Genomic DNA, 13,598 nt, shown 5'->3' with positions numbered 1-13,598 from the left:
GACCCGGTACTCAGAAGGGGTTCAGGTGACCCCCGATGTTCACACCGGGGTGGCCGTCGACGGTCGATCCGGGCGTGTCGAGCGCGTCCGGATCACGCCGGGATGTCGGAGCGGGGCACCGTCGCGGCGCTTCCATCCCGTAAACTGATCCGGACCCGTGGACATTCCGGGTCAGCGCATGCCCGGACGCCGTCGCAGTCGTCCACCGAGTGTGCGAGCTGATGCGAACAGACTGAGGTTCTCTTGCCGACTGCCACCGTGACCCGGCCCGACACCGATCGACCCCGATCGCCGCTGTCCCGCAAGGTCCGTGCGTACGTCTCGTTGACGAAGCCGCGCGTGATGGAGCTGCTGCTCGTCACCACGGCGCCGACGATGTTCCTCGCCGAACGCGGCGTCCCCGACCTGTGGCTCGTCTTCTGGACGATGCTCGGCGGAGCGATGTCGGCCGGTTCGGCGTCGGCCTTCAACTGCTACATCGACCGCGACATCGACCGCCTGATGAAGCGGACCAGCACCCGCCCGCTCGTCACCGGCGAGCTGTCCGACCGCGAGGCCCTCGTGTTCTCGTGGGTGCTCGGCATCCTGTCGACCGCGGTGCTCGGCTTCCTGGTGAACTGGCTCGCCGCTGCGCTGAGCGTCATCGCGATCCTCATCTACGTGTTCGTCTACACGCTGTGGCTCAAGCGCCGCACCCCGCAGAACATCGTCTGGGGCGGCTCGGCCGGCTGCATGCCGGTGCTCATCGGGTGGGCGGGCGTCACCGGCTCGCTGACCTGGACCCCGGTCATCCTGTTCATGGTGATCTTCCTGTGGACGCCGCCGCACTACTGGCCGCTGTCGATGAAGTACCGCGACGACTACGACGCGGCCGACGTGCCGATGCTCGCCGTGGTCCGTGGCCGCACCGTCGTCGGCCTGCAGGTCGTGCTGTACGCGTGGGCGACGCTCGTCTGCTCGCTCCTGCTCATCCCCGTCGGGCACATGGGGCCGCTCTACACGGTGGTCGCGCTGGCGGGCGGCATCTGGTTCGTCGTCGAGTCGCACCGCCTGTACTCGCGGGCCATCCAGCACGTCGAGCACGTGCAGCCGATGCGGGTCTTCCACAGCTCGATCACGTACCTGACGCTGCTCTTCATCGCCGTGGGCATCGACCCGCTGCTGCCGCAGGTCTTCACCTTCTAGGCGGTCGAGCGGGCGCCCGCGCGTTCGGTCCGCACGACGCCGTCGTGTCGATTCGACGCCGTCGTGTCCTGTTGACGCCGTTGTGTCCTGTTGACGCCGTCGTGTCTGCATGACGCCGCCACCCCGCCGAGACGCCGCCGAATCCGGCGGCGTCTCGCGCCTTCGGCGGCGTACCGGCAGGACACCGGCGTCCTGCGTCGGCCACGAGGCGGCCTGGAGGCGCGGTGCGGGCCCGCCACGGGCCTCCCGTCCGGCGTGACCGCCGTCGGCCGCGGGGCGGACGCGAGCCGCTGCGGACCGCGCGTGGTGCGGATGTCGATCGACGAAGTCGATGTCGTGCGACGTCGGCGGTGTCGTTCTGCGTCAGCAGCGTGGCGCCCGCCGGCCACGTCCACCGGAAACGCGACACCCCACGAGTCGAACGACTCGTGGGGTGTCGGAGAACGGGTGTCGAGCGCGCGACGCGCCCGGGCGTCAGGCGTCGATGGGTTCCCGGACGGCGTCTCGGCCGGCCGAGGCCCGCGTCGACAGCACGACGGCGGTCACCGCTCCGACGAGCAGCCCGGCGAGCACCATGTGCGTGCCGACGAGCCCGACGGGCAGACCCGTGCGTGCCTGCGTGAGCCCGACCGCGATCTGCAGGAACTCGACGACGAGCAGCAGCAGCGGCCACTTGCTCGGGCGGCCCAGGCGGACGGCTCCGATGACGAGCACCAGGGTCAGGGCGAAGAGGGCGTACGCGGGCCAGGCGTGCACGTGCTCCATGACCGCGGGGTCGAACCCGGTGCGGTGCAGACGTCCACCGTCGACCGCGGCGTCGGCTCCGGCGTGCGGGCCGCTGCCGGTGGTCAGGATCCCGACGAGCACGGTCACGACGACGGCGGCGACGGTGCCGCGGACGACACCCGTGTACCAGCGCGGGACGAGCCGCTGGGCGGTGCGCGGGCCGTGCGTCGTGCGGTAGACCAGCGCAGCGGTCACCGAGGTGAGGGCGGCGGAGACGACGAAGTGCAGCCCGACCACGAATGGGTTCAGGTTCGTCCAGACGCTCATGCCGCCGATGACGGCCTGCACCGGGATCGCGACGCCCTGAGCGAACGCGAGCCAGAAGAGTTCGGGGCGCGTGCGGAGCATCCGGACGACCGCGAGGAACATCGCGACGGCCACGATCACGAGCACGAAGGTCAGCAGTCGGTTGCCGAACTCGATGATGCCGTGGATGCCCATCTCCGGCGTGGAGACGAGCGAATCCGCCGTGCACTTGGGCCAGGTGGGGCATCCGAGGCCCGAGGCGGTGAGGCGTACCAGGCCTCCGGTGCCGATCAGCACGACCTCGACCACGAAGGACGCCCAGGCCAGTGCGACCACGCGACGGTCGACCACGCGGGGGAGCGACCACCACCGTCCGGTCCGGAGATCCTGCTCGACGGGGGATCCGACGCGTGTCACGAGGGTGGTGCCTTCCTGTTGTTCCGTGCAGTGAACCTGTAGGATTCGAGGGTTCAGCAGCAGTCAAGTCTAGGCAGGCGCCGGCTCCGAATGGGCCGAGATCGCCGATCAACCCACGGACTGCGTGGAACCATTGTCGTTGCGAGGGAGCAGCACCCGGTCCGCATGTCAGCGGTCCGCGGTGGAATGGCGTCCAGACGCCACGGGTTCACACCTGTAACGCTGTCCCGCGAGAAGGAAACGAGGAGACCATGTCCGACGTGCTCATCGACCGTCCCGAGCTCGAAGGGCTCGGCCAATACGAGTTCGGCTGGTCCGACTCCGACTCGGCAGGGTCCTCCGCCCGTCGTGGGATCTCGGAAGAGGTCGTCACCGACATCTCGAACCTCAAGGACGAGCCCGAGTGGATGCTGAAGAACCGCCTCAAGGGGCTGTCGCTCTTCGGCCGCAAGCCGATGCCGACGTGGGGTGCCGACCTCACGGGCATCGACTTCGACAACATCAAGTACTTCGTGCGTTCCACGGAGAAGCAGGCGCAGTCGTGGGAAGACCTCCCCGAGGACATCCGTGCGACCTACGAGAAGCTCGGCATCCCCGAGGCCGAGCGCCAGCGCCTCGTCGCCGGCGTCGCCGCGCAGTACGAGTCCGAGGTCGTCTACCACCAGATCCGCGAGGACCTGGAGCAGCAGGGCGTCATCTTCATGGACACCGACACGGCGCTCCGTGAGCACCCGGAGCTGTTCGAGGAGTACTTCGGCACCGTGATCCCGGCCGGCGACAACAAGTTCGCCGCGCTGAACACGGCCGTCTGGTCCGGTGGCTCGTTCGTCTACGTCCCGAAGGGCGTCCACGTCGAGATCCCGCTGCAGGCCTACTTCCGGATCAACACCGAGAACATGGGCCAGTTCGAGCGGACGCTGATCATCGCGGACGAGGACTCGTACGTCCACTACATCGAGGGCTGCACCGCCCCGATCTACAAGTCCGACTCGCTGCACTCGGCCGTCGTCGAGATCATCGTGAAGAAGAACGCCCGCGTTCGGTACACGACGATCCAGAACTGGTCGAACAACGTCTACAACCTCGTCACCAAGCGTGCGATCGCACACGAGGGCGCGACGATGGAGTGGATCGACGGCAACATCGGGTCCAAGGTCACGATGAAGTACCCGTCGATCTACCTCGCCGGCGAGCACGCCAAGGGCGAGACGCTCTCCGTCGCCTTCGCCGGCCCCGGTCAGCACCAGGACGCCGGCGCGAAGATGATCCACATGGCGCCGTACACGACATCCTCGATCGTCTCGAAGTCGATCGCCCGTGGTGGCGGTCGTGCGGGCTACCGCGGTGAGGTCCGGGTCGACCCGGCCGCGCACCACGCCGCCAACACCGTGCGCTGCGACGCCCTGCTGGTCGACACGATCAGCCGGAGCGACACGTACCCGGCGATCGACATCCGTGTCGACGACGTGCAGCTGGGACACGAGGCCACGGTCTCGCGTGTCAGCGAGGAGCAGCTCTTCTACCTCATGTCCCGCGGCATGGCCGAGGACGAGGCGATGGCGATGATCGTCCGTGGCTTCATCGAGCCGATCGCCCGCGAGCTCCCGATGGAGTACGCACTCGAACTCAACAAGCTCATCGAGATGAGCATGGAAGGATCCGTCGGCTAGATGTCCAGCACCACCCCTCCCCACATCGACCAGCCGATCGAGCCCGCTGCCGCAGCGCAGGGCGGCACCCAGCACGGCGCCGGAGCCCACTCCGACGGCGGCTGGGACGCCCCCGACAAGAAGGTGCCGGTCCAGACCCGCTCCGAGCGGTTCCAGTCCGGCGACGTCGAGGCATTCCCGAAGGTCACCGGCCGAGAGGTCAACTGGAAGTTCGCGCCGCTCGCCAAGCTCCAGCCGCTGCTGGACGGCGCGCTCGACGGATCCGCCTACCCGTACCTCGCCCGCCAGTCCGAGGGTGCCGACGTCGAGTGGGGTCGCAGCGACGACCCCCGCGTCGGCTCCGCCGGCCTGCCCGAGGACCGCGCGTCGGCCGCAGCCTGGACCGCCCGTGACGCGGTCCTGGCGATCACGATCAAGGCCACCGAAGCGCACGAGTTCATCACCGTGACCCGTTCCGACTTCGGGTCGCAGCCACGCGCCGCGCACACGGTCATCACGGCCGAGCCGAACTCCCAGGGCATCGTCGTGCTCGACAACCGCGGCAGCGCGCTGCTGAGCGAGAACGTCGAGATCGTCGCGCAGCAGAACGCACGACTGACCGTCGTCAGCCTGCAGGACTGGGACGACGACGCCGTGCACGTCTCGACCCACTTCGCCGAGGTCGGCCGCGACGCCTTCCTCAAGCACGTCGTGGTCTCGCTCGGCGGCGACGTCATCCGCGTCAACCCCTCGACGCACCTCGGTGCGCAGGGTGCCGACACGGAGATGTACGGCGTGTACTTCGCCGACGCCGGCCAGTACATCGAGCAGCAGGTCTACGTGAACCACGACGCGCCGAACACGCGCGGTCGGGTCAACTACAAGGGCGCGCTGCAGGGCCAGGGCGCGCACACCGTCTGGATCGGCGACGTCCTGATCGGCCGCGCCGGTGACGGCACCGACTCGTACGAGCAGAACCGCAACCTCGTGCTGACGGACGGCACCCGCGCCGACAGCATCCCGAACCTCGAGATCGAGACGGGCAACATCGAGGGCGCCGGCCACGCGAGTGCGACCGGTCGCTTCGACGACGAGCAGCTGTTCTACCTGCAGTCCCGCGGCGTCCCGGAAGAAGAAGCGCGGCGCCTCGTCGTGCTCGGCTTCCTGGTCGAGGTCATCCAGAAGATCGGTGCTCCCGAGCTCGAGGAACGCCTCATCGCCGCGGTCGAGCAGGAGCTGGCCGAGGGCCGTTCGGTCATCGCCGCACCGGCCGAGGCGGGCGACGCACAGGCCGCCACCGCGCAGGCTTCCGCCCCGCAGACCGCCGCCCCGCAGGCCACCGCCTGATGGCCGAAAAGGTCTGCGCCGAAGCCGACATCGCGGTGGACAGCCCGATGCGGGTGGTCGTCGACGGCACGGCGGTCGCGATCGTGAAGGACTCGTCCGGCACGGTCCACGCCATCGGCGACACCTGCACGCACGGCGACATCTCGCTGGCCGAGGGCTTCGTCGAGGGTGACTCGCTGGAGTGCTGGGCCCACGGGTCCCGCTTCTCGCTGGCCACCGGCAAGCCGCAGAACTTCCCGGCCTACGAGCCAGTCCCGGTCTTCCGGGTCGAGGTCCGCGACGGCGACGTCTACGTCGACGTGCAGGACGTCGTCCCGGTCGACTGAGCACCCCCCAACACTTCCCGCGGCTGACGCCGCACACAGCTGCAACCGAAGGAACGCAATGTCCACTCTGGAAATCCGTGACCTCAAGGTCTCGATCGACACCGATCAGGGCACCAAGGAGATCCTGAAGGGTGTCGACCTCACCATCAACGAGGGCGAGATCCACGCGATCATGGGGCCGAACGGCTCCGGCAAGTCCACCCTGGCGTACACCATCGCCGGTCACCCCCGGTACCACGTCGTCGGTGGCACCATCACCCTCGACGGTGAGGACGTCCTCGCGATGAGCGTTGACGAGCGTGCCCGTGCGGGCATGTTCCTGGCGATGCAGTACCCGGTCGAGATCCCCGGCGTCACGGTGTCGAACTTCCTCCGCACCGCCAAGACGGCGATCGACGGTGAGGCCCCGGCGCTCCGCGGCTGGATCAAGGAACTCCGCCAGTCGATGGCCGACCTGAAGATGGACTCGTCGTTCGCCGAGCGCAACGTCAACGAGGGCTTCTCCGGTGGCGAGAAGAAGCGCCACGAGATCATGCAGCTCGAGCTCCTCAAGCCGAAGTTCGCCGTCCTCGACGAGACCGACTCCGGCCTCGACGTCGACGCGCTGAAGATCGTCTCCGAGGGCGTCAACCGCGCCAAGGCCGCGACCGGCCTCGGTGTGCTGCTCATCACGCACTACACCCGCATCCTCCGCTACATCAAGCCGGACTTCGTGCACGTGTTCGTCGCCGGCAAGATCGCGGAGCAGGGCGGCCCCGAGCTCGCCGACCGCCTCGAGAACGAGGGCTACGACCGCTACGTGCAGGCCGCCGCCGAGGCGCAGGCCTGATGATCGCCGCACTCGCTCCCGACAAGTTCGACGAGGTCGTCGAGGGCCTGAAGGAGGTCCAGGACCCGGAGCTCGGCGTGAACATCGTCGACCTCGGCCTGATCTACGACCTCGCCTGGGACGACGACGCCAACGCGCTCGTCATCAGCATGACGCTCACGAGCGCCGGCTGCCCCCTGACCGACGTCATCGAGGGTGACACCGCGAACGCCCTCGACGGCATCGTGGACGCCTTCCGGATCAACTGGGTCTGGATGCCGCCGTGGGGTCCTGAACGGATCACCGACGACGGCCGCGAGATGATGCGCGCCCTCGGGTTCGCGATCTAGTCGCGACCCACCACGGACGGGAGGCGCGGTGCCAGCTGGCACCGCGCCTCCCGTCCGTCTGTGCGCACGCCACGCGCGGGGCGCGCCGCGGAGTGGTCGCGACCACCCGCTCACGTTCGCCGAGTGGTCACGTTCTGTCGGCTGACCGCGCTCCAGGCGACAGAACGCGACCACTCGGCGTCCGGGTGGCGGGGAGTCGTGACCGACCGAAACCCCGGCCCGGCCCCGCACGGACTGTTCATCCCCGCACCGGACGCAGAACGGCCCCGCACCGATCAGGTGCGGGGCCGTTCTCGTACGACGGGTCAGCGGCGACCGACGACCTTCCACGCGAGCGGCAGGATGCCCGCGGCGATGAGGGCCTTGGCGATACCACCGACGATGAACGGGTACAGGCCGGCGGCGAGCACCGACTGGACGTCGTTCGGGGCGCCGAGCTGGCCGAGCGCCACGGCCAGGTACGGCAGGCCGGTCACGAACGGGATGGCACTCGCGAGCAGCATCGCGACGGTGGCGCGGCCGACGTTGCGGTCCCAGTTGCGGCGGGCGAGCCAGCCGACGAGCCCGGCGGCGGGGATGAAGCCGATGACGTACCCGAAACTCGGCAGGGCCAGGGCCTGCAGACCGCCCTGCATGTCGGCGAAGAATGGGGCACCCGCGAGTCCGGCGACGGCGTAGACGAGCAGCGAGAGCATGCCGCGACGTGCGCCGAGGGTCGCGCCGACGAGCACGACGGCGAGCGTCTGCCCGGTGATCGGGACCGGCCACATCGGGACCTCGAGCTGCGCCATCGCGGCGGTGAACAGGGCTCCGCCGGCGACGAGGGCGGCGTCGGCGGCCAGCCCGTGCGTGCGCAGACGGTCGGCGAGGACTGCGCGGGGAGCGAACCCGGTGGCGTTCGTCATGGATTCTCCTAGAATGGACTGCTGGTTCCGTTCGGAACCATCGGTCCCGTCAGCGTAGCGGTGCACCTCACGCACACACCGTTGTGCAAACCCACCAACTGATTGGACGTCCACTGTGCTTGCCGTGCACGAACTCGAGATCCGCGTCGGAGCTCGTCTCCTCATGGAAGACGTGTCCTTCCGTGTCGAGAAGGGCGACAAGATCGGACTCGTCGGCCGCAACGGCGCGGGGAAGACGACGATGACCAAGGCCCTCGCGGGCGAGACGCAGCCCAACGGCGGCACGATCGACCGCGGCGGGGAGATCGGCTACCTGCCGCAGGACCCCCGCTCGGGCGACCCGGAGGAGACCGCGCGCAAGCGCATCCTCGACGCCCGTGGGCTCGGGGAGCTCGTGGAGGGCATCCGCCTCGCCACGCTCGACATGGCGAGCGACGACGCGGCCGTGGCCGAGAAGGCGATGCGGCGCTACAGCCGCCTCGACGACCAGTTCAACGCGCTCGGTGGCTACGCGGCCGAGGCCGAGGCGGCGTCGATCGCGTCGAACCTCAAGCTGCCGGACCGCATCCTCGACCAGCAGCTCAAGACGCTCTCGGGTGGTCAGCGTCGGCGCATCGAGCTCGCCCGGATCCTGTTCTCGGACGCCGAGACGATGATCCTCGACGAGCCGACCAACCACCTCGACGCCGACTCCGTCGTGTGGCTCCGCGAGCACCTGAAGACCTACCCCGGTGGCGTCATCATCATCTCCCACGACGTCGAGCTCGTCGACGAGGTCGTGAACCGCGTCTTCTACCTGGACGCCAACCGCCAGACCATCGACATCTACAACATGGGCTGGAAGCTGTACCAGCGGCAGCGCGTCGCCGATGAGGAGCGCCGCCGCAAGGAGCGCGCGGGCGCCGAGAAGAAGGCCGCCACGCTCAAGGACCAGGCCGCCCGCTTCGGTGCGAAGGCGTCCAAGGCCGCAGCAGCCCACCAGATGGTCGCGCGTGCCGACAAGCTCCTCGCCGGCCTCGAGGACGAGCGCGTCGCCGACCGGGTCGCGAAGATCCGCTTCCCCACCCCGGCCCCGTGCGGCCGCACTCCGCTGATGGCCGAGGGGCTGTCGAAGTCCTACGGGTCGCTCGAGATCTTCGCGGGTGTCGACCTGGCGATCGACCGCGGTTCGCGCGTGGTCATCCTCGGCTTCAACGGTGCGGGCAAGACGACGCTGCTGCGCATCCTGGCGGGAGCGGACCAGCCCGACACCGGCGAGATCCAGCCCGGTCACGGTCTGCGCATCGGCTACTACGCGCAGGAGCACGAGAACATCGACATCAACCGCACCGTGATCGAGAACATGGTGTCGGCGTCGACGGACCTCAACGAGACCGAGGCCCGGCGGGTGCTCGGCTCGTTCCTGTTCACGGGCGACGACGGCTACAAGAAGGCCGGCGTCCTGTCCGGCGGCGAGAAGACCCGTCTGTCGCTCGCGATGATCGTGGTCTCCGGCGCGAACGTCCTGCTGCTCGACGAGCCGACGAACAACCTGGACCCGGCTTCGCGCGAGGAGATCCTCAATGCCCTGGCCGGCTTCGAGGGTGCGGTCGTCCTGGTGTCCCACGACGCCGGCGCGGTCGAGGCGCTCAACCCCGAGCGCGTCCTGCTGCTGCCGGACGGCACCGAGGACCACTGGAACAAGGACTACGCGGAGCTCATCGAGCTCGCCTAGCTGCCGCGGGCGTGGTCGGGCGATGCCCGTCCGCACGGTGCCGCGTTCGCGGTCCGGTGCGGCGTTGCGTGCTGGGTGCGCGCTTGTGGCGCTGCACGGTGCGTGGAAGCGCGCACGGGGTTGCGAGGTGCGCACGGTGCGGCCTGGAGGCGCGGTGCGGTCGTGCGTCGCGCCTCCCGTCCGCACGGTGCCCGTTTCGCCATCCGGTGCGGGGTTGCGTGCTGGGTGCGCGCTCGTGGCGCTGCACGGTGCGCGGAAGCGCGCACGGGGTTGCGAGGTACGCACGGTGCGGTCCCGTCCGCACGGTGCCCGTTTCGCCATCCGGTGCGGGGTTGCGTGCTGGGTGCCCGCTTATGGCGCTGCACGGTGCGCGGAAGCGCGCACGGGGTTGCGAGGTCCGCACGGTGCGGTCTGGAGGCGCGGTGCCGGTCGTGCGTCGCGCCTCCCGTCCGCACGGTGCCCGTTCCGCCATCCGGTGCGGCGTTCCGTGCTGGGTGCGCGCGTGTGGCGCTGCACGGTGCGCGGAAGCGCGCACGGGGTTGCGAGGTGCGCACGGTGCGCCGACGCGCACACACGGCCGCGCCTCAGCCGCGCGTCAGCGACGTGACGCGATGAGCTCGTCCTCGATCTCGGCGTCCGTCTTCGGCTTCGCGTTCTTGCGGCGTTCGCGCTCGAGGGCGCGCTCGCGCTCCTCGGGGTCGTCCTGGTTGAGGTTCCGGTACTCCTGCACCATCACGTACGCCAGGAACCCGAAGCCCCCGGCGGCGAACAGGAACCACTGGATGAAGTAGCTCAGGTGCAGCCCGGTGTCGGCGTTCGGACGCTCCCAGCCGAGCGGGCGTGCCTCGGTCGGTGCGGGGGACTCGGAGGCGAGCTGCCCGTACGCGCCGGTCCAGATCGGGTCCTCGACCTTGTCCGCCACGTCGGCCAGGGTCACCGACTGCACCTGGTCGGTGTCCTTCGGGTCGGATCGGCCGGGGATGCGCGGTTCGCTCTCCTGCAGGCGGACGATCGCGGTGACCTCGCCCGACGGGGGAGCGGGCACGTGGTCGGGGGCATCCTGGGCGTTGCCGGTCGGCACCCACCCGCGGTCGACGATGAACGCGCGGCCCTCGGACGTGACCAGGGGCGTCAGGACCTCGAACCCCGGCTGCCCGTTGTGCACGCGGTTGCGCACGAGCAGTTGTGAGTCGACGTCGTAGCGGCCGGTCACGGTGACCCGGAGCCACTCCTGCTCGTCCTGCCAGCTCGAGGCCTTCGGCAGCGCCCGGTCGAGGGGGACGGGGGTGTGGTCGTAGTTCTGCGCGACCTGCTCGTTCTGCCGGACGGCCTCGTTGCGGCGGTCCCACTGCCACATGCCGAACAGTGCGCACACGATGGCGAAGGCGACCGCGATCGCGAAGTAGCCGAGCCAGCGGCGGCTCCGGACGAAGCGCCAGCCCACGAACGGTTCGTCGGGGTCCCGACCGGACGAGGCCGACCTGGTGTCGTCGGTCGAGCGGGACTCCGCCGCGGCGCGCTGCAGCTTGGCGGCGTGCTTGCGGCCGTACCGGGACTGCGGGTCGAAGCCGTCGGTCATCGCGAGGTGCCGGTGGAGCGCACCCCGACGTCGTTCTTCGGCGCCGCGGTCGTCTCGCGCTCGTCGTCGAGGTGGTCGACGTCCTCGTGCATGCCGGTGACGCGCACCGGGAAGGAGCGGGACCGCAGGTAGTCGGCCAGGAAGTCGCGGTGTTCTTCGCACGCGGCCCAGATCTTCACGCGGTCGATCGCGTGGATCCGGGGATTGCGCCAGTTCACACGCCACCCGGCCGTCGACACGCAGCCGGCACGCGAGCACACCGGGGTGGATCCGGGCTCGGTCTGCAGGTCGAACGTCGCACCCATCAGCGGGGTCCCCACATCTTCGATCGGTCGCCGTTGCGCTGCCACTCGTCCTGCGCGTGCTGCGCCTGCTGACGGAGGCGGTCCTGCTCGTCGCGGTAGGCCTGGGCCCGGGCGTCCTCCTGCTGTTCGCGGAGGCGCGGGTCGACGGCGTCGTAGAGCTCGATGGACCCGGCGGGGGAGATCATGTCGCTCTCGGTCCGGCTGCCGGCGTTCGCGATGACGACGGCGACCCAGGGGATCACCGCGGCGAGGACGATCGGGATGACCGCGAGCCATGAGTGCCAGATCGAGTACACGAGCACGGCGGAGATGAAGAGGACCACTCGGATGGCCATCTGCCAGACGTAGCGGGACAGGCGGTGCGCCCGGTCCTGCTCCGGTGTGTCCGGCAGCGACGTGATGCTCGTGTGCGTGCTCTTCATACAGATGGTCTCCGTCTACCCGTGGTCAAGCCTAATCCCGCCGGACCGATCGTGGGTGCGCCGCGCGCGAACCGGCGGGGTGGTCCGCTCCGGTACGCTCGTCCGGGCGTGTCCGCCGGGTCCCCGGCACCGCGTGCCGAGCAGATCCCACCGAACGGAGCGACCATGAGCACCCCCCGTACCGTCCTCATCACCGGCGGCAACCGCGGCATCGGCCACGCGCTGGCCGAGCGGTTCGTCGCAGCCGGCCACGGGGTCGCCGTGACGTCGCGCAGCGGTCAGGGTGGTCCCGAGGGCGCGCTGACGGTGCAGGCCGACATCACCGACACGGCCTCCGTCGACGCCGCGTTCACGCAGGTCGAGGCCGAGCTCGGTCCGATCGAGGTCCTCGTCGCGAACGCCGGCATCACGAACGACCAGCTGCTCCTCCGCATGTCCGAGGACGACTTCACCAGCGTGGTCGACACGAACCTCACGGGCACCTTCCGCGTCGTCAAGCGCGCCACGAAGGGCATGATGAAGGCCAAGTTCGGCCGCATCGTGCTGATGTCGAGCGTCGTGGGCGCCTACGGCCAGATCGGCCAGGTCAACTACGCGTCCTCGAAGGCCGCCCTGGTCGGCATGGCCCGGTCGATCACGCGTGAGCTCGGTTCGCGCGGCATCACCGCCAACGTCGTGGCGCCCGGCTTCATCCAGACGGACATGACCGCCGCGCTCTCCGAGGAGCTGCAGGCCGAGTTCAAGAAGGCGATCCCGGCCGCCCGCTACGGCACGGTCGACGACGTCGCCGACGCCACGCTGTTCCTGGCGAGCGACGGCGCCGGGTACGTCTCCGGTGCGATCATCCCGGTCGACGGCGGCCTCGGGATGGGCCACTAGCACTCGGACTGATCAGCCGCGCAGACCGAGCGTCGCGAGCACGGCGGACAGGTCACGGTCGACGACCGCGACGTCCGCCTCCTCCCGCACGCGCGGCTTCGCGTCGAACGCCACCGACAGCGCGGCGACGCGCATCATCTCGAGGTCGTTCGCGCCGTCGCCGATGGCGATGGTCCGTGCCGGGTCGACCCCGTCGGCGTCCGCCCACTCGCGGAGCGCGACGGCCTTGGCGTGCGCGTCGACCACGTCGCCGAGCACGCGGCCGGTGAGCACGCCGTCGGTGACCTCGAGGTGGTTCGCCCGGCAGTGGTCGAGGCCGAGCTGCTCGGCGAACGGGTCGAGCACCTCGTGGAACCCGCCCGACACCACGCCGACGGTGCCGCCTGCGGCGTGCACCCCACGGACGAGCTGGTCGGCGCCCCGCGTCACACGGACCGCCTGCTGGGCGCGGACGAAGACGTCTGCCTGGAGGCCCGCAAGGGTCGCGACACGCTCCCGGAGGCTCTCGGCGAAGTCGAGTTCCCCGCGCATGGCGCGCTCCGTGATCGCCGCCACCTGTGGCCGGGTCCCGGCGCTGTCGGCGAGCAGTTCGATCACCTCGTCCTCGAGGAGCGTGGAATCGGCATCGAGGACGACGAGGAAGCGGGGCACGCACCAACGGTACCGACTGACGAAAGGCA

At 69.8% G+C, this 13,598-nt stretch carries 14 protein-coding genes; 8 read left to right on the top strand and 6 right to left on the bottom strand.

Going from position 1 to position 13,598, the window contains the following annotated elements; all coding sequences use genetic code 11:
- Positions 1-258: 258 nt before the first annotated feature.
- A complete protein-coding gene (locus tag DEJ04_RS04665; RefSeq protein WP_071403755.1) occupies positions 259-1,185 on the top strand; it encodes a heme o synthase in 927 nt (308 codons plus the stop codon).
- Positions 1,186-1,659: 474 nt separating this feature from the next.
- Here the strand turns inward: DEJ04_RS04665 and DEJ04_RS04660 are convergent, their stop codons facing one another.
- A complete protein-coding gene (locus DEJ04_RS04660; protein ID WP_071403756.1) occupies positions 1,660-2,634 on the bottom strand; it encodes a heme A synthase in 975 nt (324 codons plus the stop codon).
- Between the two features lie 251 nt (positions 2,635-2,885).
- Between DEJ04_RS04660 and sufB the strand changes: the two genes are divergently transcribed.
- From sufB to DEJ04_RS04635, 5 genes are read left to right on the top strand one after another with little or no spacing between them, the layout of a single operon-like run.
- A complete protein-coding gene (sufB, locus tag DEJ04_RS04655) occupies positions 2,886-4,304 on the top strand; it encodes a Fe-S cluster assembly protein SufB (RefSeq protein ID WP_071403757.1) in 1,419 nt (472 codons plus the stop codon).
- Complete coding sequence (gene sufD, locus DEJ04_RS04650; protein ID WP_111046386.1) at positions 4,305-5,630, top strand: Fe-S cluster assembly protein SufD; 1,326 nt, start codon at positions 4,305-4,307, stop codon at positions 5,628-5,630.
- The gene (locus DEJ04_RS04645) at positions 5,630-5,956 is read left to right on the top strand and encodes a non-heme iron oxygenase ferredoxin subunit (protein ID WP_084740352.1); all 327 of its coding nucleotides are present in this window, start codon (positions 5,630-5,632) and stop codon (positions 5,954-5,956) included. The genes sufD and DEJ04_RS04645 overlap by 1 nt, the downstream gene beginning before the upstream one ends.
- A gap of 58 nt (positions 5,957-6,014) precedes the next feature.
- On the top strand, positions 6,015-6,785 hold the full coding sequence (gene sufC / locus DEJ04_RS04640; protein WP_111046385.1) for a Fe-S cluster assembly ATPase SufC: 771 nt from the start codon (positions 6,015-6,017) through the stop codon (positions 6,783-6,785).
- Entirely contained in the window at positions 6,785-7,114 is a 330-nt protein-coding gene (locus DEJ04_RS04635; protein WP_017887270.1) for a metal-sulfur cluster assembly factor, read from the top strand. Before sufC ends, DEJ04_RS04635 begins: the two co-directional genes overlap by 1 nt.
- A gap of 305 nt (positions 7,115-7,419) precedes the next feature.
- Here DEJ04_RS04635 and DEJ04_RS04630 read toward each other — a convergent pair whose 3' ends face one another.
- On the bottom strand, positions 7,420-8,019 hold the full coding sequence (locus DEJ04_RS04630) for a biotin transporter BioY (protein WP_111046384.1): 600 nt from the start codon (positions 8,017-8,019) through the stop codon (positions 7,420-7,422).
- A gap of 115 nt (positions 8,020-8,134) precedes the next feature.
- Here DEJ04_RS04630 and DEJ04_RS04625 point away from each other — a divergent pair, with 115 nt between their 5' ends.
- Complete coding sequence (locus DEJ04_RS04625) at positions 8,135-9,733, top strand: ABC-F family ATP-binding cassette domain-containing protein (RefSeq protein WP_071403762.1); 1,599 nt, start codon at positions 8,135-8,137, stop codon at positions 9,731-9,733.
- Positions 9,734-10,328: 595 nt separating this feature from the next.
- Here DEJ04_RS04625 and DEJ04_RS04620 read toward each other — a convergent pair.
- From DEJ04_RS04620 to DEJ04_RS04610, 3 genes are read right to left on the bottom strand one after another with little or no spacing between them, the layout of a single operon-like run.
- Complete coding sequence (locus tag DEJ04_RS04620; RefSeq protein WP_111046383.1) at positions 10,329-11,312, bottom strand: SURF1 family protein; 984 nt, start codon at positions 11,310-11,312, stop codon at positions 10,329-10,331.
- A complete protein-coding gene (locus DEJ04_RS04615; RefSeq protein ID WP_372500258.1) occupies positions 11,309-11,617 on the bottom strand; it encodes a hypothetical protein in 309 nt (102 codons plus the stop codon). Before DEJ04_RS04615 ends, DEJ04_RS04620 begins: the two co-directional genes overlap by 4 nt.
- A complete protein-coding gene (locus DEJ04_RS04610; RefSeq protein ID WP_051596733.1) occupies positions 11,617-12,039 on the bottom strand; it encodes a DUF3099 domain-containing protein in 423 nt (140 codons plus the stop codon). The genes DEJ04_RS04615 and DEJ04_RS04610 overlap by 1 nt, the downstream gene beginning before the upstream one ends.
- Positions 12,040-12,204: 165 nt before the next feature.
- Here DEJ04_RS04610 and fabG point away from each other — a divergent pair, with 165 nt between their 5' ends.
- Positions 12,205-12,918, top strand: a complete 714-nt coding sequence (gene fabG / locus DEJ04_RS04605; RefSeq protein WP_111046436.1) for a 3-oxoacyl-ACP reductase FabG — start codon at positions 12,205-12,207, stop codon at positions 12,916-12,918.
- Positions 12,919-12,930: 12 nt separating this feature from the next.
- On the opposite strand, the gene serB is transcribed toward fabG, so the two are convergent.
- Complete coding sequence (gene serB / locus DEJ04_RS04600) at positions 12,931-13,569, bottom strand: phosphoserine phosphatase SerB (RefSeq protein ID WP_111046382.1); 639 nt, start codon at positions 13,567-13,569, stop codon at positions 12,931-12,933.
- Positions 13,570-13,598 lie beyond the last annotated feature (29 nt).

It is taken from the genome of Curtobacterium sp. MCLR17_044 (assembly GCF_003234435.1).
Classification (GTDB): Bacteria; Actinomycetota; Actinomycetes; order Actinomycetales; family Microbacteriaceae; genus Curtobacterium; species Curtobacterium flaccumfaciens.
This window is presented reverse-complemented; position numbering and strand designations above follow the sequence as displayed.